This is a genomic window from Stenotrophomonas sp. GSD10, from assembly GCF_056172695.1.
The window spans coordinates 1,166,996-1,191,365 of sequence record NZ_JAOCMC010000002.1 but is presented as its reverse complement, the minus strand read 5'-3'; the positions used below and the strand labels follow the sequence as shown (position 1 = coordinate 1,191,365).

The following is a 24,370-nucleotide window of genomic DNA, read 5'->3' as shown; positions in this document are numbered from 1 at the left end:
ACAATGTTGCGCCTGCACCATGCACAGCCATCCCCGCACAGTGGTCTCCCACGGACAAGGACACCCCCATGGCCTCCGTCTCCCCCACCAGCGAAGCGCACGCAATCCTGCGTGCACCCGACCTGGACAGCGCCGAGCGTGCCTACCTGGGCCTGATGCCCGATCTTGAGCACGTGAATGCGCTGGCCCGCCGCGCCCTGGGCCTGTCGCGCGCCGCCGATGCGGCACGCGGCTACGCGCTGTCGATGACCCTGGTCGGCTTGCGCCTGCAGGAGCTGGAGATGGGCGAGGCCAGCGCGAAGGAACATCGCCAGGCCACCCTGCACAGCCTGCGCCAGGCCTTCAGCGCCTGACCCCGCAGACACCCCGCAGGGCGGGGCGTTGAGCGCAGGTGGCCGTCGTCAGCGCAGCGTGCTCCAGGCCAGCACCGCCGACAACAGCGCCACCCAGATCACGGCCTTGAACGTGCCTTGCAGCATGTTGCCGCCGAACAGCAGTTCGAACAGCGGGTTGGGCCTGGAAACCGGAACGTGATCGCTCATGCAGCTGCTCCTTGTGATGACCGCGATTGCGCGGTAGCGGCAAGTCTACGCCTGCCCGGCCCGGATTCATCGCAACCTGGCTGGCTTTGGCGGCGCAATCCCGCTGTTCGTCGCAGGCCGGCTGCGGCCCTGGCGGCGGCGTGCCAGCCTGCGTGCACTTTCCCGCTGGAGCAGCGTGCCATGCCGATGCTTGCCCTGATGCTGCTGTTCACCGGCCTGTTCGGCGACCACGGCGGGCCCGCCGAAGTGGCAGTGCGTCAACAGATTCTGCACGCCCAGGCACGCGGCCCCACATCCTCCAACACGCTCCGCGCCGGGGACGTCAGCAGCATGCAGCTGTACCACCTACGCCAGGACCGGGTACTGCAGTTGATCCACCAGCCGCTACCGCAGGCGCTGGCCGATGGCCGAACGCGACCGGCAACTGAGGTGTGGGTGGTGCAACTATGGGACCGTGTCGATGGACACTGGCAACTGAAGCGGGCGCTTGGCATTGCACCGACTAGTACATCGCACTGAACTGATGCCCACACCTCCCTTCTGAGGCGATACCCGGACCAAAACACCTGGTCCTGATTCAGTTCGTCGACCCACTCAAGGAGCCGAGGCGCGCCGCACGATCGCCTCGGTCACAGAAGAAGCAGTTTCTTGGCACGTCTCCTGGTGATGCCATACGAAGCACCGCAATGCGGTACTTCGATGCCGCCTGTCCGCTCAGTCAACGCGGAATGGTTGCGATAAATATTGACAGCCAATGACATCTTTCAACGCGACGCGGTACTCGCGAGAACGGCTTCGTTCGCCAGCACTCGATACGCCTGCCATATCCACGAAGATCATTGCACCATCGCCAGGTGCAATGACCATCCACTTGCGCGGCGGCAAGAACTCTTCAAGAACAACCGCATCCAACTCCCAAGGACTGCTGGATGAAACCGGCCTACTTTGAACCTCGATATACCGCCCATGAACAATAACCGGTTCATACGTACTATCGAGAGGCAGCTTCAATTCCCTGCCTGCAGTATTCGACACGGCAAATGAACCGAATGGGCTTTCCCGACCCCAAACCTTCAATCGATGAATCCCCCTGTACTCAACCGAAACGGAACCTAGACAACGCGAATGCGCCGTAGCAGACATACAAACCAGCATAAAGATGGAAATTACAACCAAGTTGGCAATCTTCATCACGGCCTCGGAATTATCTGTGTGTGCCGCCCACTCGCATCCCACCTGATGTGCGAATCGATTGCTGTTTCTCTGGCGCCTGACTGAAGAAGTTGCTGCATGGCTTGTCGCGCCGCATTCTCGCACTCGGCAGCACTTGCAAAGCTTTGACCCTTCATCGAATCCTCCAGCGCCTGAGCCGAAGATCTTGCACCGCCTATCCATCCATTGAAGTCTCGGACATGATCCATCTCAGCACGCCGAGAATCGCGCCTTTGATCAGAATTCTCATAGCGCCCCTAAGGAACACAACCGGGGTAAAGCTGATTTTGAACTCATCCAAAGAGTAGCCACCCGCAGAACACGTGCATGCTGACGAAATCGACCAATCCAGTGTAGTTCTGGCAAGGCTGCTTGCAGTGACCGTAGACACACCATCGCCGGGAAATGTGCGAGTCTGAAGTCCCGGCACCAGCGTCGGATTCCACACAATCGGATTAGTCGTCCATTGCAGTAATCCGTACATGTCGAACCACATCAGAGGTGATCCGCTCACATATGCGTAGGTGCCAACGCCAGCCATTAGCCCAACAGGATCGCTTTGCGTATATCGCCCAATCGACGGCTCATAGCCATCGCGAAGGTAATTGTAATTGAGTCCTGTCGCGGAATCGAAGCGCTGCCCGGGAAAGCGCATATCCAGATTGATTAGGACACCATCTCCGTCCGGATCTTCATTCGGCATAGTTCTACCGAAAGCCTCACCGCTCATCTCCCAGCGCCAGATCGCCACATCCCGCACGGGATCCACTGCCAACCGCGGACTACCAAGATGATCTGGCTCGACATAGAGCAGCTGGCCATTGGCCAGCAGACCAACCGGATCACTATCCATCCAGATGACCTGCTGAACCATGCCACCCTGTGCATTGAAATCCCCAGCCATTGACCACCCTCGCCGTAAATCGATATCACGGAATCACTTGCCGACGAACGCAGAACACGCTCACCATTGCCGTTGTAAGAGTATCGCTGCACCTCATTGCCATTAAGCTTGACCTGCGCCAATCGGCCACGATCATTGTAGACGAACTCCTTTGCGACTCCACCGACACTAACTGTGTTTCCCGCCGTGTCGTAGGTCCGCGCGACATCGCCCACCGCCGACAACCGGTGGCTATCCGTCGAGTAGGAGTAAGTCTCCACGCCAGAGGCACTGTCAAACGTCAGCCGGTTTCCGGTTGCGTCGTAACCGTAATCCTCAATAGCAGCTCCCGTTGGCGCATCGCGAAAAGATGTCAAACGACCAAGTGCATCGTAATCAATCAGAAGTTGTTCATCACCAACGCCCAGCCGAGTTAAATCCCCCACTTCGCTGTAACCGAATGTCAATCGAAGCTCGCTCCGACTGTCATCTATTGCTATGGGCCGATAGCCCAGATCAAATTCCTTGCGATACTTCCGCCCATTTCCATACATCCAACCTCTACTTGGACCAAAAGGAAGATAGCGGGCAGCAGTCACCAGGACTTTGCGACCTTCTCCAGGCAAGGTCACGCCGACCTCGGCAATCTGCCCCTCGTTATTATGTATGTAGTCCACCACCGTATTGTCAGGGTAGACCACGAAGGCCAGCTTGCCAGCTGAGGTGTACTCGTAACGGACCTGAAGCGTGCGTCCATTGACCACTTGAACCTTGCGCACGACTTCGCCAAACGCGTTGTAGCAATAGCTCGTCTGCCCGCTCCCATCAACCATCTTACTCATCCGCCCCAATGAATAGCGCTCCCCAACCAAGCAGGACTCGGGCGCTACGTCGTAGGAATGGACAACGTCGTTGGCTGGATCAGCGTACCGAACCGCCAGTAACCGACCAAGCGCGTCATAGCTGTAATTGGCCGTTACCCCGCGAGCATCAGTACGGGTCTTTACATTTCCTGCCACGTCATAGGTGAAGTCGGTTCTACCAGTGTCCGGGCTGGACTGGCTCACGATTTCGCCGAAGCTATTGCGCACATATCGCGTCTCAAGCGCTTTTGGATCCACGACCTTCACTGTATTGCCGAGGCTGTCATACGTTTGGGCAACCGTCGCTCCAATCCCCCCACGTCCTGCACCGTACTGATCAGGCGCCCCAAGGGATCGTGATGCATCTCTGTCGACCGGCCCAATGCATCGACGACTGAATTCACTCTCCCATTGGAATCATAGGAGGCGGTAAAGTGACTGGCGGACGCTGACGTTGTGGAACGCAACTGGCCGTATGCATCGATGACTTTCGTCAGCGCCCTCGTTACCACACCCGCATGATCGCGAACCTCTTCTGCAATCACGTTACCCTCGGCATCCCGACCGTACCTTATCTCATCGCCGAGTTCGTTTCTGACGTTGATCAGCTGCTTCGCAGCATCATACGAAAAGACCAATGCCCCCTCACCCGGAGTGGCCACGGCTTGAACAAGGCCGTTTGGGAGGTATCCAATCGAAGTAACTCTACTGGAAGCTCCGCCATTGGCAAATGCCGAGATTGACGCCAGCCAACCGCGCGCCGTGTAGGCGTAACTGGTGACGACACCATTCCGATCTTTCACAGACAGGGGCCGCCCCGCGCCATCGTAGGCCAAATACTCTGACACGACGCCCAGCGGATCCACGACTCTCCATAGGTCTCCTCGTCGGTATGGGCATTCCGCGCCAGAAGAGCATCCCTCGGCATCTTCGGAATACCGCACATATTGAATCTGATCCGCCTCACCTGGCAGCGGACCGTCGATGTAGATCAGCTGATTAAGAGAAAGGCAGCCCCCTCCAATCTGGGCACAATAGCCGGACCGAGTTATTCGCTTCTCGTCGGACGCCAAGCCGACAGCATGCTCGACCTGGTTTCCGTAGCTGTCATAGCGAAACTCCTCGCGGGACTCGACGCCCCCAGACGAATTAATTACAGAGCGCCAACTCAATCGATTGGAATCTCCATCCCATCCGGAACGGGTAGTTCGCATTGACGCGGTTCCGTCCGCCTCGACTTCTTCGATGAGCCTTGATTTTGCGTCGTACTTGAACGACGTCAGAATGTCGTTCCGTCGAATCCCAATGACAGCCCCATCGCGCGCATGCACATACTCCTTGATGCGATCAACGCAACCCAGGCAGGACTCCACTTCGCGCAGCACCACGACACGCTCACGCACCACTCCAAACTCCAGAGCCCTTTGTCTGCCGTTTGCATGCGAGATGGTCGCCCGCTTAACTTCGCCTAAAGAATCGACCGAGTAGGTTGCCTCCTGCGCCCTGCTATTTGCGCCCTCGATCGTCTTATAGGCTTTCCCCATGTAGTCATAGTACGTCGATGTCGTACGCTGCCCTGTTTCGTCGATGGTCCCGGTCAGCAAACCCTTCCTGGACGAAACACTGAATCCCGCCTCATCGTACAGATACTGATAGAAGCCGCCCCCGTCATACTCGGTTTTTGCTAAGTACCCATCAACACTGTAGGCGAATAACGTCCGCCCTCCATCCGGCGCAATCAACTCAATCAATCGACCAGCAGCGTCATAGACGAGCCGAAGCTGCCTTCCTGGTCGTCTTCGATGATCGAGACTTGACCAGTTGCGTTCCGAGTAAATGCGAGCGAACGCCCCTGCGGATCAACTGCGCCCACGAGCTGTCCCGACGTATTGAAATAAGTCTTCTCTCCATCCTTCTCCTCAAGCAGCCACTCGCCAGTCCCGAGGCGAATCAGCCTTGCCTGTAGCGCATTGACGGGACGCCACTCGCCACGGAATGAAAGAAACTTGAATCGCTTTCCGTCAGGGCGTCGGATGGCAGCGTATTGTTGATTTTCGGCAGTCAGGATCGCCAATGATTGGGACAGTAGCGTCGCCCTTCCTTTTCCCAGGACGTCCCCATCTCTTACTGCGGTGGAGGCAGCGCGACTGTTATAGGTCCAGGAGAATGTCAAAGGTCCCGTTGGCGATTGGAACTCGACACGGCGCTCAAACTTGTTGCCGTTTCCCGCGTTGATGGGGTCGCCAAAACAGTTGGACTTGCAGTCAGGAGGGCCGAGCGCGTCATCCTCGCTTGGCCCTGAGCTGTCCCAGTGATAGGCATCTGGCTTGCTACATCTCCCGGCATTGTGATTCCCACTGATCGTCGCATAGCAGACGAAGTAGTTTGAACCTTTCCCACAGGTTCCCGGAGTGATGGCGCTATTTCCTGTGGAATTTGCGTATTCCACCGTACGCTCCGAACACAATTGGGATGCAAGCGCCTGGCTGCAAACCTTATTGTTGATCGGGCATGGGCCCTGATCCTCCTGCGCCCGCACTTCCCCTCCAGCCGTCAACGCAGCCAGTACAGCAAGAATCCACAGAATTCTAAGATTCATACATTCTCCATCCTTGAATGACTGAAACATCCATAAGGGACCAGCGCCCGAACCCGAGCACCCTATGCCACCCTCTCGGTCTGAAGCCGAGTGTAGCTGCATTAATTCGAGAAGGATCCCTGAAGCAGGCTGGAACTCTGACTCCCGCACAGTTGCGTCAGCCTCGTTCGTAAATCGCGCATATGGAAGGCATGCCCAAGCGCGAAGCGTTGCAGATGGCGACAGGCCAGGAGCGAAACGCAAAAAACCCGGCGCCATGGCCGGGTTTTCTGTTCACGTCGATCCTCGCCGAGGATGTCGTGGTGGGCGGTACAGGGTTCGAACCTGTGACCCCTACCATGTCAAGGTAGTGCTCTACCGCTGAGCTAACCGCCCATCTTGTTCTTGCCGCCCAAAGGCTGGCCTTGCTACGTAAAAACCCGGCGCCAAGGCCGGGCTTTGCAGTTCACGACAGCCCCTTCCGGAGACTTCGTGGTGGGCGGTACAGGGTTCGAACCTGTGACCCCTACCATGTCAAGGTAGTGCTCTACCGCTGAGCTAACCGCCCGTTTTGCATCTGCAAGGCCGCGATTGCGTCGGTGCAGGCCGCGTATATTACGGACGCCGGCCGTGAAGCGCAACACTTTTGTGAAGATGATGCTGCACTGCCGCGTTCAGCCGAGGCTGGCCTCCTTCAGCTGCCGGATCTGGTCGCGCACGCGTGCGGCGTCCTCGAACTCCAGGTCCTTGGCGTGCTGGTACATCTGCTGCTCCAGCGCCTTGAGCCGGGCCGCCAGCTGGGCCGGGCTGAGTGAACGATAGTCGGCACCCTCCTCGGCCACACCCGCCCTGCCCTTGCCCTTGCCCTTCTTGGCCTCCTTCTCCGCTGCATCCGAGCGGGCCCCCTCCAGCACGTCCACGATCGGGCGCGCCACCGAGCGCGGCACGATGCCGTGCTCCTGGTTGTACTCGACCTGCTTGGCACGGCGGCGGTCGGTCTCGTCGATGGCCGCCTGCATTGAACGGGTGATCTTGTCGGCGTACAGGATCGCCTTGCCGCGCACATTGCGGGCGGCGCGGCCGATGGTCTGGATCAGCGAGCCGGTGGAGCGCAGGAAGCCCTCCTTGTCGGCATCAAGGATCGCCACCAGCGACACTTCCGGCATGTCCAGGCCCTCGCGCAACAGGTTGATGCCGACCAGCACGTCGAACTTGCCCAGGCGCAGATCGCGGATGATCTCCACGCGCTCGACCGTGTCCACGTCCGAGTGCAGGTAGCGCACGCGGATGCCGTGTTCGGTGAGGTACTCGGTGAGGTTCTCGGCCATGCGCTTGGTCAGCGTGGTGACCAGCACGCGGTCGCCGGCCTTGATGCGTTCGTTGGCCTCGCTCATCAGGTCGTCAACCTGGGTTCCCACCGGGCGGATCTCCACCACCGGATCGATCAGGCCGGTCGGGCGCACCACCAGTTCGGTGATCTCGTCACCGGCCTCGCGGTACTCGTACGGCCCTGGCGTTGCCGACACATAGATGCTGCGCGGGCAGCGCTCCTCCCACTCCTCGAAGCGCAGTGGGCGGTTGTCCAGTGCCGACGGCAGACGGAAACCGAACTCGACCAGGGTTTCCTTGCGCGAACGGTCGCCCTTGAACATCGCGCCGATCTGCGGAATGGTCACGTGCGATTCGTCGATCACCAGCAACGCATCGGCCGGCAGGTAGTCGAACAGGGTCGGCGGCGGCTCGCCGGCATTCTTGCCGGTCAGGTGTCGCGAGTAGTTCTCGATGCCGTTGCAGAAACCCACCTCGGCCATCATCTCGATGTCGTACTGGGTACGCTGCGCCAGGCGCTGCGCCTCCACCAGCTTGTTCTGCGCGTACAGCTGCTCCAGGCGCTCCTTCAGCTCGACCTTGATCGTCTCGATCGCCGCCAGCACGCGCTCGCGCGTGGTTGCATAGTGGGTCTTCGGGTACACGGTGAAGCGCTGCATGTTGCGCAGCGTCTCGCCGGTGAGCGGGTCGAACAGGGTGATCTTCTCGACCTCGCCATCGAACAGCTCCAGGCGCAGCGCCTCGCTGTCCGATTCGGCCGGGAACACGTCGATCACTTCGCCGCGCACGCGGAACGTACCGCGCTGCAGTTCGTATTCGTTGCGCGTGTACTGCAGCTGGGTCAGGTGATTGATCAGGTCGCGCTGGTCGATGCGCTCGCCCTTGGACAGGATCAGGCGCAGCGACAGGTAGTCTTCGGGCGCACCCAGGCCATAGATCGCCGACACCGTCGCCACCACGATCGCATCCGGGCGTGACAGCAGGGTCTTGGTCGCCGCCAGCCGCATCTGCTCGATGTGCTCGTTGATCGAACTGTCCTTCTCGATGAAGGTGTCCGACGACGGTACGTAGGCCTCGGGCTGGTAGTAGTCGTAGTAGCTGACGAAGTACTCCACCGCGTTGTGCGGGAAGAACGCCTTGAACTCGCCATACAGCTGCGCGGCCAGCGTCTTGTTCGGCGCCATGATCAGCGTCGGCTTCTGCACGTTCTGGATGACGTTGGCGATGGTGTAGGTCTTGCCCGAACCGGTCACGCCGAGCAGGGTCTGCTTGGCGATGCCGGCTTCGAAGTTGCTGGTCAGCTTCGCGATGGCATCGGGCTGATCGCCCGCCGGCGAGTACGGCGAGACGAGTTCAAAACGGTCGCTCATGGTGTTGCCAGTTCCCGGGAAACGTCAGTATACGAGGCAAGGGGTGACGGCAGGCTGAGGGGTTTACCGGCATGCAAGGACGGTGTTGGCCGATGGCGGCCGAACGCGCCCGGGCGGAGGCTGAGCCCATGCCTCGCCGCCTCCCTGCCCCCACCGCCCGGCCCGCCCGTGGCCTCCAGCTGATCGAACTGCTGCTGATCGTCATGCTGCTGGCGGTGGCGCTGGCACTGGCCTGGGGCCCTTGGCAACGCGCGCTGCGCCACCTGCAGGCCGAGAGCCTGCGCCGGGAGCTGGTCGCCAGCCTGTCGCTGGCACGCAGCACGGCCATCACTGAACGCCGCCGCGTGTCCGTCTGTGGCTCGTCCGATGGCCAGCAGTGTGACCAGGCCTGGAGCCGGGGCTGGCGTGTCCGGATCGAGCCACGCACGGCCGGCGAAGGCCCCGGCCGGCTGCTGCGCACCCATACCAGCCGCCAACACCGGGTCGAGCTGCGCACCAGCGATCATCGTCCCGAGGTGCAGTTCCGGCCGGATGGCCGCAACGCCGGCACCAACCAGTCCATCGTGCTGTGCGTGGACGGCTACGAGCACAGCCGCGTGATCATCAATGTCCCTGGGCGGGTGCGCAGCGAACGGCCACGACAGCCCGCCGCCTGCTGAGCGGCCGGCCACAACGAAAAAAGCCGCGATTTCTCGCGGCTTTCTCGAATCTGGCGCCCGAAGTTGGACTCGAACCAACGACCCCCTGATTAACAGTCAAGTGCTCTAACCGGCTGAGCTATTCGGGCGGGGTGCGCATTTTAGCCAGCGTTTGGCGGCCAGCGCAAGCCCTTTTTTCACGTGCGATGACCAAGCCTTACCAGCACTCCGCATTGGTCTTCTTGTCCGGGGTCTTGCGCCCGGCCTGATCCAGCGTCAGCGTGCCGCACACATCCTTGTCCTGGCCGGTTTCCGGCACTGCCTGCAGCGTGTAGGTGCTGGCCGTGGCCTTGCCGCTCAGGGACAGCGTGTAGCGCTTGGCGCCCTGCCGGGGCGACTGGTCGAACGGCAGCGAGAAACCGTCATAGCTGTTCTGCACCGTGTGGTAGCGCTCGAGCAGCTGTGCGACCTCCACCAGATCGGCCTTGGCCAGCGCCCGGTTGGTCTTCAGCACATGGCGCTGATACGACGGCAGGGCGATGGCCGCGAGCACGGCGATCACCGCCACGGTGATCATCAGCTCGATCAGGGTGAAGCCGGCGGTGGAACGACGCGATGCAGGAGTGCGCATTGGCATTCTCATGTTCAGGAGGGTCAGCGGATCTGGCGCCAGGACTGCCGGCCGCAGGCGCGCTGGCCGTAGGCGGTATCGGCGCCGGGATTGTTGAACGCCACGATGCAGCGTTCCATCGAGCCATCCACCGAGCACTTCGGATCGCTGGCATCGCACCCCTTCAGCGTGGTGCTGTTGACCTGGGTACCCAGCACCGGCGCGCCGTTGGTGACGTCACCACCACGGGTCAACGCACCGGCGCCGCAGTTCGCGCCACACAGTGGGTTGCCGCCATCGGGCTTATCGGTCAACCCGCTCATGGCCGGCTGGCCGGTGAGCATGTTCAGCCGGTAGCGCCAGTTGACGCCACCACCGGTGCCACAGACCGTCTGCCCCGGCACGTAGGTGGTGAACATCACGTTGCCGCCCTGCAGCGTCGGATAGCCGAAGAATCGCTCGCCTTCGACGTCGGTACCGACGATCAGATCCACATACCAGCCGCGCTGGGTCGCGTAATCGACCGGATTGCCGGAGATGTCACGGAAGCCGCCGCCCGCAGAACTGACGGTCTGGCCCACCAGCACATCGCGGCCGCTGACGGCACTGGAGAGATTGTCCCAGATGCCATACAGGGTCTGCACCGGCGAATTGCGGGTCACCGCATTGTCATCGGCGGTGAAGTAGCGCCCGGTGCCGAAGAACAGGCTGACGCCACCGCCCGGACCGGCCGAGGCTTCGATCGAACCGGTGATCGGCTGCGCCACCGCACTTCGGATGGCGGTGAACAACGGCGAACCACTGAGCCCCACGTTCCAGGCCGTGGTGTCGCCACCACGCAGGTCGAAGCGCCAGATGTTGCCCTGCATGTCGCCACCGTACACGGTGTCGGCCAGGCCGCTGCTGTTGTACAGGCCCACCGCGGTCACGTGATTGAGGCCGTTGGCGATCGCGTACTTGGTGCCGGTCGGATACAGGCGCTTGAGCACCTGGCCGGTCTGGATGTCGACCACGTACAGCACCGGACGACCGGTACTGGAATTGACGCCATTGCCGAACAGGGCGACAAAGCGCGGCGGACCGTCCGGATCGGAGCCGGCCACCGGCACCACCACCGGCTTGCCGAAGGCGAAGCCCATGTCCGACTCGGTCTTGCCGGAAATCTCCCACAGCACGTTGCTGGAAGTGAATCCGGTGGGATTGGTGATATCCAGCCCGAACACCGAACCATTGCCGACCGAGGTTGCCGAAGGACCGCGGCTGGCACCACCACCACCGGTCGAACCCACCAGCACGGTATGCCAGGCGTTGCCGTAGTAGACGTCGGACGAGGTCAGGCCGCCATCGACGTAGTAGCGATGGCCGTAGGCCGGGTTGGCCAGCTCGGCCATGTGCTGCAGCGACGCCGAGGGAATGAAGGCGAACTGCTCGGTGCCTGCGGCCGTGCCGGTACTGGCATTGAACCCGTGCAGCATGCCGTCATTGGCGCCGACGTAGGCCATCGATGGCGGGCCGCCGGAGGCCTTCTTGGCAGCCAAATAGGCCTCATAGCGCGTGCCCAGCGTGGTCTTCCAGCCGACCCCGCCCTGCGCCTTCCAGGAGGTATAGCCGTAGTCGTTCTTGGTGGACACGATCTCCACGCTGGAGTTGACGATGTCGCCCAGCAGCACGCTGCGCGGGCGGAAGCCACTGACCGGTGAACCACGCAGGTAGCTGACCAGGTCGGCCACGGTATGCGAACCGAACCAGTTGGGGATGGTGTTCAGGCCCATGTTGCCCAGCTTCTCGGCACGATCACGGCCGGGCACGTTGTCGGCGGTGAAATCCGCCGCCGCGGCCGCCACCAGCTGGTTGGACTTGTTCACATAGGTCGGTGCGGTCGACATCACGATGGTGCGGCCGGAGGCGCTCATCCGGGTCGATGCACGCCACAGCTCCGCACCGATGCCGCCCGTGGACGTCACCTGGCTGGCGATGAGATCACCGGTCCAGTCGTTGGAGCCGGACGCCACGGCATAGTGCGCGGACACGGTGAAGGAGCCCGCATTGACGCGTGCGCCGGTCGCGCTGCCGCCCACCGGTGCCTCACCGGCCGCGGCGCTGTCGAAGATCGCCTCCAGTGCCGACTTCAGCTTGGCCGGATTGCGCGCCAGGAAGTAGTTGTCCGGCACGCCAGCCACCTTGCTGTCCCACTTCTTGCCTGCCGGCACGCCGTACTTGGCGGCGTACCACAACGGGCTTTCCAGCTGGCCGGCCTGGCCGCTGCCCAGGCGATAGCGGGCCACGATCGCACCGGTCCATTCCGCAGGCGGCGCCGAGGAGGTGGTCAACACCGAGCCGTTCTTGTCGCCGGGGCGCAGCACCAGGCGCTGCACATTGTCGGCGGCATTGGAACCGACGATGGTGTAGCCGGTCAGCATCGCGTTGCCGGCGTAGGCCGACAGGTTCTCGATGCGGACCAACACTTCATCGGCAGCCACCGTGTTGCGCACTGCGTTGTTGTTGCATTCGCCACTGGTGGAGCGCCAGCAGATGTTGCGGAAGGTGGTGTTGTCACCCTCGTTGCAGGTCTCGCCCACGCAATAGCTGAGCATCGACACCACGTCATTGTCGTGGTCGTTGCCCCACAGCGAATCTTCCCAGACCAGCGAGAAGCTGCCGGCCTTGCCGTCGGCGCGATAGGTGCGCCCGTAGACGAAGTTCGGCGACACCGTCGACGCCTTGGTGCCGATGCCGACCGAGCCCAGGAAGCAGCTGCGCCAGCCCGTGCTGGAAATCTTCGCCGAACCGGTGTTGTTGGCCTGGCACAGCGGCGCCAGGGTGATCTTGCCATTGCCCACCGGGATCTCGAACTTCGGCAGGCTCTCGGCCATGGCCACGGTATAGGTGGTCGCGGTCAGCTTGTACGAATCCGGTTTGTCCTGCACGCGTGGGCGCAGGTCGTTCTCGGCGGCCGACTTGGCCAGGCCGGCCATCAGATAGCTGCCTTCGGTGGAAGGCACGTCCGGGCAGATGCCGCGCACCAGCGACAGTCCGGTCACCTTGGCCGCCCGGCAGATGTCTTCGTGCGTGTTGATCGAGGCATAGCGCTCGGTGAGGCCGATGCGACCGGCCATGTAGTTGCCGCCGGTGATGTTCTCCAGATTGCCGATGGCGTCGGTCGAGCTCGCTGCGGTCGGCAGTCCACTGACCGAGCCGATGTTGTCGCTGTCGAACGACGGCAGGCCCGAGGACATCACCAGGATGTTGCAGGTGGCGCAGTAGGAGTTGCCGCCATCATTCGGCGAACGGTACGGGTCCTTCCAGGACACGGCATTGGGCAGGCCACTCAGGTCGCCGCTGGCGCTGTAGATGCCCTTGGTCTCGCCCTTGATGTAGCGCAGCGCTTCGGCATACATCTCGGCCAGCGGGTTGCCCCATGCGCTGCAGGTCTTGGACGCATTGCCCGGATCGGTCAGGTTGCCGTTGCCGCCGAAGCCCTGGCGGTTGAGGATGCTGTAGGCGTTGCAGTCGTTCCAGTTGTTGCTCCAGTTCCACTGGTCGATGCGGAAGTTGGAGATGGTATTGATGATGCCTTCGGCGCCACCGGTCAGCGAGTTGCAGAACTGGCCATTGGACAGATTGATCTCATCACCGGCCGCGCAGAACGAGGTGCCGTTGCCGGCGATCTTGCCGATGTTGCGCCGGACCACGCCGCCATCGCGCGGATTGGCGTAGGTTCCGGTGACCAGGCCGAAGCGCAGGCGCCCACTCTCGCCATAGGACTGCAGCAGGCCAGCCGGCTTCAGGTAGTCGTTGGCGCCGTCGTTGTACTTGCGGCAGAACGCTTCCTGGAATGTGCCGCTGCCGGACGCGCACACTTCCACGCGCACATTGAGGTCGGCCACGACCGAACGCGGCGAGTCGTCCTTGCCTTCATCGGAGCGCCCAGCGATGCACTGGCGGCTGGCGGTGGAGGCCCACTCGCTCCAGCTGCCGCTGGCCACGCGCATCAGCGGCGCACCACCGCTGGCGATGGTGGCGTTGCAGAACGAGGTGGTGGTCTTGTACGGCGTGAAGTTGCCGATGTCGCTGCCGCTGTAGACCTTCACCCAGGCATGCAGATCGTTGGGGATCTGCGCGCGCTCCAGCACGGTCCTGCTGTTGGAATCGGTGATGCGATGGCCGCCGTACAGCACGTAGCGCATCACATCCAGGCGGCTCATCGTCGCCCAGTTCAGGAAGTTGCCCGACCAGGTACCGCCGCAGGTGTGCTTCAGGGTACCGGTGGCCTGCGCGCTGGCCTTGAACTGACCACTGCTGTAGGTGTAGCAGAGGTTGGAGTCGAAATAACCCGAGTAGTCGAACTTGTCCTGGTAGGTGGTATCGAGCGTGCCGTCCTCGTCCAGGTCGCTGTAATCGCTGTAGGCCTTGTTGAACAGCTGCTCGTCGCGCGACATCACCATCATCATCAGCGGCGGCTGCGTCTTCTTGCTGTACAGCGGTTCCTGCGCGATGTCGTAGTCACCGAGCGCAGCGAACAGTGGATACATCAGGGCCCCGACGCCGGCCAGCACGGCCACAGCCGCGCCCCGGCGCAGCCAGGGTGTCGAGACGATGCGGGAAAAGCGGCGCGGAGTGTTCATGGAATGTAGATCGTGTCGATGACGGCGCTGGAAGAAGGATTGGCCGGGTCGTCACTGGCCAACACGGTGATCTGGTAGATGTTCTCGGTTTCTTCGTTCTTGGGGACGCCGACCTTGATCGGCCCGCGCGTCACGCACTTGTCCAGGCGCCGGGTGTTGATCGCAGTGGCCGTGGTCTTGCCGTCGGCCCAGGTCGCCGGATCGAATACCGGGCTGCATTCTTCCTGGTTGGCTTCGTAGATGTTGCCGCTGCCGATCGCGGCCTGGATCACCGCTTCCTGCGCACGCGCACTGGATTCGGCATTCTGGAAGGCCTGATTGGAGCGCAGGTAGTTGGCCGCCATCCGCTCCTGCATGCCGGTGACCTGCATGCCGGCAATGCCGATCAGTGCCAGCAGGATCAACATGATCAGGGCGACATACAACACCGCGCCACGCTGCTGGCGGGGCGATGCGAAGGAAGGAATGCGTGGGCGCGGGTGCATGGCGGCCTCAGTTGCCGAAGAGGCGGTTTCGAAGGGCGATGGTGGTCTGGTAGACCGTGCGCATGCGACCGTCGGTCGGGGCGGTGAACGTCACCCCCATCGAGATCAGCGAAGCGTTCTGGTCGGCCTGCGGTGCAGCGGACGGATCAGGGCTGGCCATCACCAGCCCCAGCTGCACCGCGCCGACGCGGCGCCAGCCATTGCCGGCGGGAATGGTCGAGGCCTGCACGGTTTCCGCGGTGCCCTGGCGGTCGATGAAACCGGTCGGGTACGCCGTGGTGAGGCCACGGTCCTGGCCGTACAGCAGCTGCATGTTCTCCACGCCATCGACCAGCGCCTCCGGCGCGCCGGCCACCAGCGCGCCATTGGGCACAGCACTGAAGCGCACGCGGTACAGCGAGGAACGCGCACTCGCCGCGTCGTAGCCCACGTAGTACAGGGCGCTCTCGGCACGATGCAGCATCGCCTGACCGGCCGTGACCGGACGGGTGAAATTGCCGACGTTGTTGGGTGTCTCGCCGAAGGTGATGGTGCCTGCGGCCGCATCCACCGCGCGGGCCTGGAACACCGTCGCGCTGGCGCAGTCGGCCGCGCCATACAGGCCCGGGTTCGAAACACCGCTCTTGAGGACCGCCAGCCGCGCCTTGTCGAAGGTGAACACCGGCTGCCCGTCGCTGCCTGCGTTGCCGGTGATAGGCACCCCGTCGGGCATCAGGTAACGCAGGGCAATGATGTCGCTGCCATTGACGCGGTTGGGCATGGCCGCGGCGAACTGGGCCGGCAGCGCCGGCTTGAAGTCGGTGCCGCCGGTCCCCGGCGTGGCGCTCAGGGTCACCGCGTCGCCCGGCGCGGTCGCGGTCGCTTCATAGCCCTGGATCGAGGTCTGGAAATCCAGAGCCGGATGCGGTGCCGCCGCAAACGTGGAGAACAGCGAAGGGTTGTCCGGCGAATTGCGCGCCTGGTCGTTGACGCAGCCGAAATGGCCGGCCATGCGCACTTCACGCTGCAGCGTGTCCATCGCGAAGCGGCTGTTCTCCTGCACACGCGCCAGGCCGTCGGACAGCTGATAGGCCGCGCGTGACGCCGCAAACACCTGCACCACGCCCAGCATCACGATCAGGCCGATGGTCAGGGCGATCATCAACTCGACCATCGACAGGCCGGTGGCAGACCGGGGAAGGACGGCGCGCGCATTACAGGCCACTCCTGGCAGTGAAGGTGGTATCCCCGGCATCGGCTTTCCAGCGCTCGTCACCCCAGCTCACGCTGACCGTGTACTGATCGCCGTTGCGTACCACGCTGCCGCTGGCGCCCTCGCCCAGGGCCTTGCCCAGGCGGCAGCGCCAGTCCAGGGTGAAGGCGTCGCGGCTGATGTCCTTGCCGGTGGGCGGAAGGCAGTTCTTGGTCGAGGTGGTCGCCGCATAGTTGCCCACATAGGAGGGCGCCCGTGCGCGGTTCACGCGCAGCTGGTCGAGCATCTCGTAGGTGAGGTTGGTCGCCTGGGTCCGGTAATTGGCGCTCTGCACGAAGCGCACGTTCATGGTCTGCATCAGGGCAAAGCCCAGCAGGCCGACGCCAAGCACGAGGATGGCGATCAGCACTTCGATCAGGCTGAAACCACCCTGCGCGGCACGTGGCGAACGGAAACGGGGCGCTTTCACTTGCAGTCCTCCTTCAGCAGCCGGACCTGCCCGGTCGGCGAGATGCGCAGCGTTCGTTGCAGCGGCTGCTTGCCGCAGGTGTCCGGACGCAGGGTCAGATCCAGGCTGGCGTCCGCGCGGTTGCGCCCGCGCGGATCGAAACTCACCGACAGGTCCGGCGTGCCCACCGCACTCACGCCCGGTTTGCCCGCGCTGTAGCGCAGCACGGTCTCGCCGGCGCTCAGGCCACCGTCACCATTGCGGTCTTCCCAGACCAGCCAGCCCTCGGCCCAGCTCTTGCCGTCGCAGGCGCTGCCGGCAGTGGAGGCGCAGACACCGGCGCCGCGGCGGTTGCGCACCGCCTCGCTGCGGGCCAGCGACAGCGAGGCAATCAGCTCGTTGCTGGTGGTCGCGATGCGGTTGGAGCGGATCGTGCTCTGGAAACTGGGAAAGGCGATCGTGGCGAGCACGGCCAGAACCATGACCGTCACCATCAGCTCAACCAGCGTGAAGCCGTTTTCCCGGCGCAAAGACATTGGACGCTCCCCAGCGTGTTGATGGCCACGATGGGCCATCCCCCTGCCCCCGGCAAGCGGCGGCAGGACGAACGGTCAATCCGGGGCGACAGGCGTCAAAGGGTTGACAGCCCCTGCCCTGCAGGCCGACTGCAATGGGGTCGGAGCCCGGCGGGATCCGACCCCGGGCGTGTCAGGCCAGCACCTGGTAGCAGGGCTGATACTCGCCGGAGATCTTCATCCGGCGCTGCTCGACGAAAGCGCGCAGCAGCGCATCCAGCGCCTGCATCATGTCCGTGTCGCCATGGATCTGGAACGGGCCGAACTGCTCGATGCGGCGCATGCCGTCTTCCTTCACGTTGCCGGCCACGATGCCCGAGAACGCCCGGCGCAGATCGGCCGCCAGCGCGTGCGGTGCACGGCCGTGGTGCAGGTCCAGCGCGGCCATCGCTTCATGGGTAGGCACGAACGGCTGCTGGTACTCCCACGGAATCTCGATGGACCAGTTGAAGAAGAACGAATCCTTCTGCGCCAGGCGGTGCTCGCGCACGCGCTTGATGCCGCTGGCCATCTTCTTGGCCACCGCGACCGGATCGCCGATGATGATCTCGTAGCGTTCGGCGGCCGCATCGCCCAGGGTCAGGCGGATGAAACGATCGATCTGCTCGAAGTACGGCGCGGCCACGGTCGGGCCGGTCAGGATCAGCGGGAACGGCAGATCCTTGTTCTCCTCGCGCAGCAGGATGCCCAGCAGGTACAGGATCTCCTCGGCCGTGCCGACGCCACCGGCGAACACGATGATGCCGTGGCCGATGCGGACGAAGGCCTCCAGCCGCTTCTCGATGTCCGGCATGATCACCAGGTGGTTGACGATCGGGTTCGGCGACTCGGCGGCGATGATGCCCGGCTCGGTCAGGCCGATATAGCGGGTGACCGTTTTGCGCTGCTTGGCATGGGCGATGGTGGCGCCCTTCATCGGGCCCTTCATGGCGCCCGGGCCGCAGCCGGTGCAGATGTCCAGACCGCGCAGGCCCAGCTCGTAGCCGACCTGCTTGGTGTACAGGTACTCGTCGCGCGAGATCGAATGGCCGCCCCAGCACACCACCAGGTTCGGGTCGCCCGGGTTGAGGATGCGCGCGTTGCGCAGCAGGCCGAACACCGCGTTGGTGATGCCCTCGGACGATTCCAGCTCGGCCGCATAGGCCGGGCCCATTTCGATGGCCATGTAGGCCAGGTCGCGCACCACGGCGAACAGCAGTTCGGCCACGCCGCGGATGATCTCGCCATCGACGAAGGCCATCGCCGGTGCGTTGGAAAGATCGATGCGCACGCCGCGATCCTGCTGCGCCACCTGGATGTCGAAATCCGGATAGAGATCGCGCGCCGCGCGCGGATCGTCCGAGGCACTGCCGCTGGTCAGCACTGCCAGCGCGCAGCGGCGTAGCAGCTCGTGCATGCCGCCGGCGGAGGCATCGCGCAGCCGTGCGACTTCAGCGCGCGAGAGTACGTCCAGCCCGCCGCGCGGGTAGATCCGCGCATCCTGCACCGGCAGCGCACGGGCCGCCTTTTCGTTCGTGGTCATGTCCAATTTTTCGCTTCCTTCAAGGTTTCCGACTGTACTGCCGCCCCCTTAAAAGCAAAACGGCCGGGAAGCCCGACCGTTGGATGTGTGCCGACCGCGCTCACCGTTTCGGGACCGCTCTGCGGCGTTGGCGCCGCGCACATTTCTGGATGCTACGCCGTTGCCAACCGGCCTGCAAGGATTTTCGGCGCAAGGAAAACGGCCGGGTTTCCCCGGCCGTTTCCGTCTACAGCGTGACTACGTCAGTGCATCAGAACTGGTAGCGGAAGCCCAGCTGCAGCGACCACTGCGAGACACCGGCGTCGAAGCCGTCGGCATCCTGGTTGGCCACGCTCGGGGTGTCCGCGCCGGTGAAGTTGTACACGTACTTGCCCTGGTACAGGCCCTGCAGGGTCGCAACACGGCTGTTGGCGTAGAAGCCGTAGTCGTAGATGTTGCCCCACTTCTTGTTCAGCATGTTGCCGACGTTCTGGATGTCGACCCAGATCTCCGACTTGTGACCCTTCATGAAGCCCGGCAGCTGCTGGCTGATGCGCACGTCGAAGGTGTTGATCCAGCCGGTACGGAAACCGTTGGCCGGTGCCACGCTGCCAGCGTACTTCTCCAGCTGCGGGTTCTGCGCCAGCCAGGCGAAGAACTTCTTCTCCATGTCGGCATCGGCAACGAACTGGCCGCTGGCGTTCAGCGCGCCGAACAGCACTTCACCGCGCTGCGGCACGTAGAACAGGTCATTGCCCGAACGGCCGTCGCCATTGGCGTCGTTGGCGTAGATGTAGCTGAACGGACGACCGCTGCGGCCTTCATACACCAGGCCCACCTTGGTTTCGTAGTCGCCGAAGAACTTGTGCTTCCAGTTCAGCGAGCCCGACAGGCGGTCACGGATCTGGTAACGCGAGGTGGTCAGCTGATCGGCGTTGGCGTCGAAGGCGTACTGGTAGCCCCAGCCGGAACCGGCGGTGGAGCTGGTCAGCGAACCCACTTCCTTGGCATCGGTATAGGTGTAGCCGATGTTCCAGGACCAGTCGCTGTCATTGCTCCACGGCTTGGCCAGCGAGAAGGTGGCCTGCGAGGTGCGACCCTTGTCGGTGTTGTTGATCAGGTAGACCGCGTCGAAGTCACCGTTGGCGCGGTTGCGCACGTCACCGGTGGCCCACAGGCGGCCGTCGGCAGCCGGGTTGTAGTAGTTGACGCGACCGTCGGCACCGACCTGGCGACCCTGGCCCAGGTTCAGGTGCTGGTAGTACAGACCGTCCTTGACCTTGGTGACCAGCAGTTCAGCCGACGCCACGATGCCGTACCACGGCAGTTCGTGATCCAGCGCGATGTTGGCCTTGTAGATCGACGGCAGCTTGAAGTCCTTGCCGACGAAGCTGACGTTCTGGCGCGCCAGGCCCGGGGTGGACGGAACCGGCTGGTTGTCCTTGTCCGCGTTGAACTGCTGCCCGTTGTAACGGGTGAGGTTGTAGGTGGTGTAGTTGAAGCCGGTGGTGGAGTAGCTGTTGCTCAGCCACACCTGCGGAGCGTCACCCTGGAACAGGCCCACGCCGCCGCGCAGCTGGGTCGGACGCTCGGTGTCGAAGGTGTAGTTGAAGCCCAGGCGCGGCTGGATCAGGAAGCTGCCACCGAACACCTTGCTGTTGTCATAGCCGAAGGCGTTCAGCGCCTTCTGGTTGAAGGCCGGCGACGGGCTGGTGTCCGGACGGTCAGCGCGCACGCCCATGGTCAGGGTCAGGTTGCTGTTGACATACCAGGTGTCCTGCACGAACAGCGCCAGGTTGCTGAACTTGTAGTCAGCAGCGATCGAACCCGGCTGGTTTTCCTTGTTGTACAGGTAGGTCTGCCAGACACCGTTCTGGAAGTTGTCCAGGCCGTAGAAGGTGTAGGTGCCCCACGAGTTGGCGCCGAAGTAGTTGTAGATGTCGTTGGTGTCGTAGGAGGCACCGAACTTCAGGTCGTGGTCGCCCAGGGTCCAGGTCGCTGCGGCGTAGTAGTTCCACGCCTTGGTCTTCAGGATGTTGTCCTGCGAGTTGGCTTCCGTACCCAGGTACAGCGAGTCACCCTGCGGGGTGGTGGCATTGCGCGGGAAGTAGATACGGATGCTCGGGGCATTCGTCGGCACGTCACGGATCGAAGAGAACTCGCGGTACGAGGCCTTCAGCTCGGTCGAGAAGGTGTCGGTCCAGTCGCTGAACAGCTGCGCGACGTAGCTCTCGTTGGTCTTGCCCTGCTGGTACCAGTACGAGCTCAGCGACGCGGCCGAGGTCGAGTTCATGCCGTTGATGCGCAGCTTGCTCTGATCGATCTTGCTGTAGCGGATGTTGGCACGGTGGTTGTCGCTGATGTTCCAGTCCAGCTTCAGCGCGTACTCTTCCATGGTGGTGTCGCCGTTGCTCTCGGTGCCGCCGGCCTCGAAGCCGTAGACGTCCCGGGCAATCTGCTGCGCGCGCGCACATCAGCGGCGTTGAAGTTGGCATTGGCCTTGCCCAGCGCGGTGCCGGAAATGTCGGCGCCCGGAGCGGCCTGCTCGAACTTCTCGTAGTTGGCGAAGAAGAACAGCTTGTCCTTGACCAGCGGACCACCCAGGGTCATGCCGTAGGTCTTTTCCTTGGTGAAGCCCTTGAACGGCTGGCCTTCCGGGTTGTCACCGAACCAGTCGCCATCACGGTAGGTGCCGTACACCGAACCGTGGAATTCATTGGTACCCGACTTGGTCACCGCGTTGACGGTGGCGCCGGCGGCAGCAGCGATGCTGACGTCGTAGTTGGACAGGTTGATGTCCAGCGCTTCGATGGCTTCCATCGCCACCGGCTGGCGGCGGGTCGGCATGTTGTTGCCTTCCAGGCCGAAGGTGTCGCTGGCCGAGACGCCGTCGATGTTGATCGAGTTGAAGCGCGGGTTCTGGCCGCCGGCCGAGATCGAGCCCGAGGCGCGATCGATGAAGGTCACGCGCGGATCCAGGCGCATCAGATCCTGGATGTTGCCGCCGATGGACGGCGCAACTTCGATCTGCTGCTGGCTGATGTTGGTGCCCGAGCCCATCTTGGTGGCGCTGAACACTTCCGAGCCGCCGCCGACAGCGGTGACCTGCACGGTGTCCAGGTTGGTCGCGCCGGTCAGATCGCCGGTCAGCGTCGCGTTGATGGTGCCGGTCTGGTTCACGCCCAGGTAGACGCCATCTTCGGTCTTGGTGCCTTCACCCGGCTTGGTGATGGTGATGCTGTACGGACCACCCACGCGCAGGCCGCGCGCGTTGTATCGACCGGCCGCATCGGTGGTCGCACGCGAAACCGTGCCCGACTCGGTGTGGGTGATGGTGACTTCAGCGCCAGCGACGGGCTGGCCGCCGCGGGTCACGACCTGGCCGCCGACACCGGCAGAGGTGCTCTGGGCGAAGGCGGGAGCGGCAGCAAGTGCAGCCACGAGACCAAGGGTAAGCTTGGACATCCGGAGTGGGTGGGTCATTTTTCGGTAGCCTCGATGCGAGTTGGCGATGGCGGAAAAAAGCGCATCCAATCAGCCCTGCGGGTGGCTGGTCGGAGAGTTATCTGGGGTTCCCTACCGCTTGGCTGAAGGCAGCCATAACGGTTAACACTAGATTAACACGCTACGCCTTCAATGTGACGGTTGTGCGACAAACGGCACCGGATCGCAACGCAATCGTGACGGGATCTTCATTCCGCCTTACGGCCACCTTCACACGGCGGCCGAGTCACCGCTGGCATCGAGGATCTGCCCCCGCCAGGCGCCACCGGCGCTGGACAGCAGGGTCACAGCCGCCGCTGCGGCGGCCTCCGGGCCTTGCGCAGCCGGATCCTGGTCGACCGAGTAGGCGCGGGCCCGCAGGGCCGTGCGCAGGGGGCCGGGATAGAGGCCACTGACCCGCACCGGGCTGCGCCCGAGTTCGTCATGCAGGCTGCCGATCAGCCCGCGCAGGCCGTGCTGGGCCACGCCGTAGCCGCCCCAGTAGGCCTGTCCGACCCGTTCGGGCGCATCCACCGCGAATACCAGGGCCGCATCCTCGCGCTGCCGCAGCAGGGGCAGGCAGGCCTGCGCCAGCCAGGCCGGGGCGGTCAGGGTGACATGGACCGCGCGGGCGAAGCTGGCCGGGTCGGCCAGCTCGAATGGGGTCAGGCCAGGGAAATGGGCAGCGCAGACCAGCACGCCATCCAGCCGCCCCAGCTCACGCTGCAGGGCCTGGGCCAGTTCGGCATAGTCATCGGGTCCGGCCCCTCCAGGTCCAGCGGATACAGCAGGGGTTCCGGGCCAACCGCCTGGACCTGGGCATAGACCCGGTCAAGCCGGCGCGGCTTGCGCCCCAGCAGCACCACGGTCGCGCCGGCTGCAGCGGCGGCGACCGCCGCAGCGCTGCCCAGGCCGCCGCCGGCGCCGGCTACCAGTACCACGCGGTCCTGCAACGGACGGCCATCGAGCGCCCCCTCCGTCGGTGACGTCGATGGCCTGGCACTCATCCCTGGGTCGCCTCTTCGACGATGCGCTTGAGCTCGCCGGATTCAAACAGCTCCATGACGATGTCGCAGCCGCCGATCAGCTCGCCATTGATGAACAGCTGCGGGAAGGTCGGAAGATTGGAGAAGCGCGGCAGGTTGGCACGGATCTCCGGCTCTTCGAGCACGTTGACGGTGCGCAGGGTCACGGCGCCGGCAGCCATCAACGCCTGCACCGCGCGGCTGGAAAAGCCGCACATCGGATACTGCGGAGACCCCTTCATGAACAACACGAGCGGGTAACGATCGACCTCGGCCTGGATTTGCTGCATTACCGCCACAACCTCACTCCTTGCTTCGCCGGACAAACCGACCGTGATGGTCGGCTAGACTGCCCACGGTAGCCGCCATTGTAAGCCGATGGAACCAGCTGCCGCCGCCCCTGGCCACGAACCTGTCCATGCCCGTCGAATTGCCCGCCCTGCCCTACCTCTCCGGCTCCCTGCAGCCGCACCTGTCCGCCCAGACCGTGGAGCTGCACCATGGCCGGCATCACCGCGCCCAAGTCGATGCGGTCAATGCCGGCATCCTCGGCACGGAGTGGGAAGAGGCGCCACTGGAAGACATCGTCCGCCACAGCCAGGGCGCGCTGTTCGACGCAGCGGCGCAGGCCTGGAACCATGGCTTCTACTGGCAATGCCTGCGCCCGCGGGGCGGCGGCGAACCGCAGGGCCGCCTCGGCGAGCTGATCAAGCGCCAGTTCGGCGACCTGCAGCGCCTGCGCGAAGAGTTCAACCGCACTGCACTGGGCCTGTTCGGCTCCGGCTGGGTATGGCTGGTGCAGCACCCGGGCGGGCAGCTGGGCATCCAGGCGACCCGCAATGCAGGCACCCCGCTGACCGGCGAAAGCACGCCACTGCTGGGCTGCAATCTGTGGGAACACGCCTACTACACCGATTACCAGAACGACCGCGCACGTTATCTGGACGCGTTCTGGCTACTGGTCAACTGGGAATTCGTCGAGAGCCAGCTGCGCTGAGGCCCTGTAGAGCC

The 24,370-nt window shown here is 63.4% G+C and carries 19 protein-coding genes, 3 tRNA genes and 2 pseudogenes; 4 read left to right on the top strand and 20 right to left on the bottom strand.

Features of this window, described 5'->3' with window-relative positions; translation table 11 throughout:
* Positions 1-68 precede the first annotated feature (68 nt).
* Positions 69-353: a hypothetical protein gene (locus N4G47_RS05660; protein WP_249844485.1), complete on the top strand. Its 285-nt coding sequence runs from the start codon at positions 69-71 to the stop codon at positions 351-353.
* Positions 354-401: 48 nt separating this feature from the next.
* Here N4G47_RS05660 and N4G47_RS05655 read toward each other — a convergent pair whose 3' ends face one another.
* The gene (locus N4G47_RS05655) at positions 402-542 is read right to left on the bottom strand and encodes a hypothetical protein (protein ID WP_181358754.1); all 141 of its coding nucleotides are present in this window, start codon (positions 540-542) and stop codon (positions 402-404) included.
* A 198-nt stretch (positions 543-740) separates the two neighbouring features.
* Here N4G47_RS05655 and N4G47_RS05650 point away from each other — a divergent pair, with 198 nt between their 5' ends.
* Positions 741-1,061: a hypothetical protein gene (locus tag N4G47_RS05650; protein ID WP_475285741.1), complete on the top strand. Its 321-nt coding sequence runs from the start codon at positions 741-743 to the stop codon at positions 1,059-1,061.
* Positions 1,062-1,256: 195 nt separating this feature from the next.
* Here the strand turns inward: N4G47_RS05650 and N4G47_RS05645 are convergent, their stop codons facing one another.
* From N4G47_RS05645 to uvrB, 8 genes are all read right to left on the bottom strand, one after another.
* Positions 1,257-1,733 carry a hypothetical protein gene (locus N4G47_RS05645; RefSeq protein WP_475285739.1) on the bottom strand — a complete coding sequence of 159 codons (477 nt, stop codon included), beginning with the start codon at positions 1,731-1,733 and terminating at the stop codon, positions 1,257-1,259.
* Between the two features lie 196 nt (positions 1,734-1,929).
* On the bottom strand, positions 1,930-2,484 hold the full coding sequence (locus N4G47_RS05640; protein WP_475285737.1) for an RHS repeat-associated core domain-containing protein: 555 nt from the start codon (positions 2,482-2,484) through the stop codon (positions 1,930-1,932).
* The gene (locus N4G47_RS05635) at positions 2,481-3,728 is read right to left on the bottom strand and encodes a hypothetical protein (RefSeq protein ID WP_475285735.1); all 1,248 of its coding nucleotides are present in this window, start codon (positions 3,726-3,728) and stop codon (positions 2,481-2,483) included. The genes N4G47_RS05640 and N4G47_RS05635 overlap by 4 nt, the downstream gene beginning before the upstream one ends.
* A gap of 35 nt (positions 3,729-3,763) precedes the next feature.
* On the bottom strand, positions 3,764-5,251 hold the full coding sequence (locus N4G47_RS05630; RefSeq protein WP_475285733.1) for an RHS repeat domain-containing protein: 1,488 nt from the start codon (positions 5,249-5,251) through the stop codon (positions 3,764-3,766).
* Positions 5,248-6,129: a DUF6531 domain-containing protein gene (locus N4G47_RS05625; RefSeq protein ID WP_475285731.1), complete on the bottom strand. Its 882-nt coding sequence runs from the start codon at positions 6,127-6,129 to the stop codon at positions 5,248-5,250. The genes N4G47_RS05630 and N4G47_RS05625 overlap by 4 nt, the downstream gene beginning before the upstream one ends.
* 270 nt (positions 6,130-6,399) lie before the next feature.
* Positions 6,400-6,474: transfer RNA gene (locus tag N4G47_RS05620), tRNA-Val, on the bottom strand.
* A gap of 97 nt (positions 6,475-6,571) precedes the next feature.
* Positions 6,572-6,646: transfer RNA gene (locus N4G47_RS05615), tRNA-Val, on the bottom strand.
* A gap of 106 nt (positions 6,647-6,752) precedes the next feature.
* On the bottom strand, positions 6,753-8,777 hold the full coding sequence (uvrB, locus tag N4G47_RS05610) for an excinuclease ABC subunit UvrB (RefSeq protein WP_249844487.1): 2,025 nt from the start codon (positions 8,775-8,777) through the stop codon (positions 6,753-6,755).
* Between the two features lie 128 nt (positions 8,778-8,905).
* Here uvrB and N4G47_RS05605 point away from each other — a divergent pair, with 128 nt between their 5' ends.
* On the top strand, positions 8,906-9,436 hold the full coding sequence (locus N4G47_RS05605; protein WP_475285729.1) for a GspH/FimT family pseudopilin: 531 nt from the start codon (positions 8,906-8,908) through the stop codon (positions 9,434-9,436).
* 51 nt (positions 9,437-9,487) lie between these two features.
* On the opposite strand, the gene N4G47_RS05600 is transcribed toward N4G47_RS05605, so the two are convergent.
* The 11 genes and pseudogenes from N4G47_RS05600 to grxD all read right to left on the bottom strand — a co-directional run bounded on the left by N4G47_RS05600 (position 9,488) and on the right by grxD (position 23,658).
* Positions 9,488-9,564 (bottom strand) — tRNA-Asn (locus tag N4G47_RS05600).
* Between the two features lie 68 nt (positions 9,565-9,632).
* Positions 9,633-10,046, bottom strand: coding sequence for a type IV pilin protein (locus tag N4G47_RS05595; RefSeq protein WP_309333735.1), 414 nt, complete (start codon positions 10,044-10,046; stop codon positions 9,633-9,635).
* A 23-nt stretch (positions 10,047-10,069) separates the two neighbouring features.
* Positions 10,070-14,650 carry a pilus assembly protein gene (locus tag N4G47_RS05590; protein WP_475285727.1) on the bottom strand — a complete coding sequence of 1,527 codons (4,581 nt, stop codon included), beginning with the start codon at positions 14,648-14,650 and terminating at the stop codon, positions 10,070-10,072.
* Positions 14,647-15,135 carry a pilus assembly PilX family protein gene (locus N4G47_RS05585; RefSeq protein ID WP_309333733.1) on the bottom strand — a complete coding sequence of 163 codons (489 nt, stop codon included), beginning with the start codon at positions 15,133-15,135 and terminating at the stop codon, positions 14,647-14,649. The genes N4G47_RS05590 and N4G47_RS05585 overlap by 4 nt, the downstream gene beginning before the upstream one ends.
* Before the next feature lie 7 nt (positions 15,136-15,142).
* Positions 15,143-16,369, bottom strand: coding sequence for a PilW family protein (locus N4G47_RS05580; protein WP_475285724.1), 1,227 nt, complete (start codon positions 16,367-16,369; stop codon positions 15,143-15,145).
* Positions 16,329-16,796, bottom strand: a complete 468-nt coding sequence (gene pilV, locus N4G47_RS05575; RefSeq protein ID WP_249844493.1) for a type IV pilus modification protein PilV — start codon at positions 16,794-16,796, stop codon at positions 16,329-16,331. The genes N4G47_RS05580 and pilV overlap by 41 nt, the downstream gene beginning before the upstream one ends.
* Positions 16,793-17,311 carry a GspH/FimT family pseudopilin gene (locus N4G47_RS05570; RefSeq protein ID WP_249844494.1) on the bottom strand — a complete coding sequence of 173 codons (519 nt, stop codon included), beginning with the start codon at positions 17,309-17,311 and terminating at the stop codon, positions 16,793-16,795. Before N4G47_RS05570 ends, pilV begins: the two co-directional genes overlap by 4 nt.
* Positions 17,312-17,483: 172 nt before the next feature.
* Complete coding sequence (gene ppnN / locus N4G47_RS05565; RefSeq protein WP_107233042.1) at positions 17,484-18,872, bottom strand: nucleotide 5'-monophosphate nucleosidase PpnN; 1,389 nt, start codon at positions 18,870-18,872, stop codon at positions 17,484-17,486.
* A 250-nt stretch (positions 18,873-19,122) separates the two neighbouring features.
* Positions 19,123-22,316: pseudogene (locus N4G47_RS05560) on the bottom strand (TonB-dependent receptor).
* 249 nt (positions 22,317-22,565) lie between these two features.
* Positions 22,566-23,341: pseudogene (locus tag N4G47_RS05555) on the bottom strand (SDR family NAD(P)-dependent oxidoreductase).
* Positions 23,338-23,658, bottom strand: a complete 321-nt coding sequence (grxD, locus tag N4G47_RS05550) for a Grx4 family monothiol glutaredoxin (protein ID WP_057495823.1) — start codon at positions 23,656-23,658, stop codon at positions 23,338-23,340. Before grxD ends, N4G47_RS05555 begins: the two are co-directional and overlap by 4 nt.
* 119 nt (positions 23,659-23,777) lie before the next feature.
* On the opposite strand from grxD, the gene N4G47_RS05545 reads away from it, so the two are divergent.
* A complete protein-coding gene (locus N4G47_RS05545; protein WP_475285721.1) occupies positions 23,778-24,356 on the top strand; it encodes a superoxide dismutase in 579 nt (192 codons plus the stop codon).
* The last annotated feature ends 14 nt before the right edge of the window (positions 24,357-24,370 follow it).

What these genes read in the sequence shown, in the direction of transcription:
- N4G47_RS05545 (WP_475285721.1), top strand. Translation starts at nt 23,778, where the DNA reads ATGCCCGTCGAATTGCCCGCCCTGCCCTACCTCTCCGGCTCCCTGCAG.
- uvrB (WP_249844487.1), bottom strand. Translation starts at nt 8,777, where the DNA reads ATGAGCGACCGTTTTGAACTCGTCTCGCCGTACTCGCCGGCGGGCGAT.
- N4G47_RS05585 (WP_309333733.1), bottom strand. Translation starts at nt 15,135, where the DNA reads ATGCACCCGCGCCCACGCATTCCTTCCTTCGCATCGCCCCGCCAGCAG.
- ppnN (WP_107233042.1), bottom strand. Translation starts at nt 18,872, where the DNA reads ATGACCACGAACGAAAAGGCGGCCCGTGCGCTGCCGGTGCAGGATGCG.
- N4G47_RS05595 (WP_309333735.1), bottom strand. Translation starts at nt 10,046, where the DNA reads ATGCGCACTCCTGCATCGCGTCGTTCCACCGCCGGCTTCACCCTGATC.
- N4G47_RS05625 (WP_475285731.1), bottom strand. Translation starts at nt 6,129, where the DNA reads ATGTTTCAGTCATTCAAGGATGGAGAATGTATGAATCTTAGAATTCTG.
- N4G47_RS05640 (WP_475285737.1), bottom strand. Translation starts at nt 2,484, where the DNA reads ATGAGCGGTGAGGCTTTCGGTAGAACTATGCCGAATGAAGATCCGGAC.
- N4G47_RS05570 (WP_249844494.1), bottom strand. Translation starts at nt 17,311, where the DNA reads ATGTCTTTGCGCCGGGAAAACGGCTTCACGCTGGTTGAGCTGATGGTG.
- N4G47_RS05650 (WP_475285741.1), top strand. Translation starts at nt 741, where the DNA reads ATGCTGCTGTTCACCGGCCTGTTCGGCGACCACGGCGGGCCCGCCGAA.
- N4G47_RS05590 (WP_475285727.1), bottom strand. Translation starts at nt 14,650, where the DNA reads ATGAACACTCCGCGCCGCTTTTCCCGCATCGTCTCGACACCCTGGCTG.
- N4G47_RS05645 (WP_475285739.1), bottom strand. Translation starts at nt 1,733, where the DNA reads ATGAAGATTGCCAACTTGGTTGTAATTTCCATCTTTATGCTGGTTTGT.
- N4G47_RS05655 (WP_181358754.1), bottom strand. Translation starts at nt 542, where the DNA reads ATGAGCGATCACGTTCCGGTTTCCAGGCCCAACCCGCTGTTCGAACTG.
- N4G47_RS05605 (WP_475285729.1), top strand. Translation starts at nt 8,906, where the DNA reads ATGCCTCGCCGCCTCCCTGCCCCCACCGCCCGGCCCGCCCGTGGCCTC.
- N4G47_RS05660 (WP_249844485.1), top strand. Translation starts at nt 69, where the DNA reads ATGGCCTCCGTCTCCCCCACCAGCGAAGCGCACGCAATCCTGCGTGCA.
- N4G47_RS05580 (WP_475285724.1), bottom strand. Translation starts at nt 16,369, where the DNA reads ATGCCGGGGATACCACCTTCACTGCCAGGAGTGGCCTGTAATGCGCGC.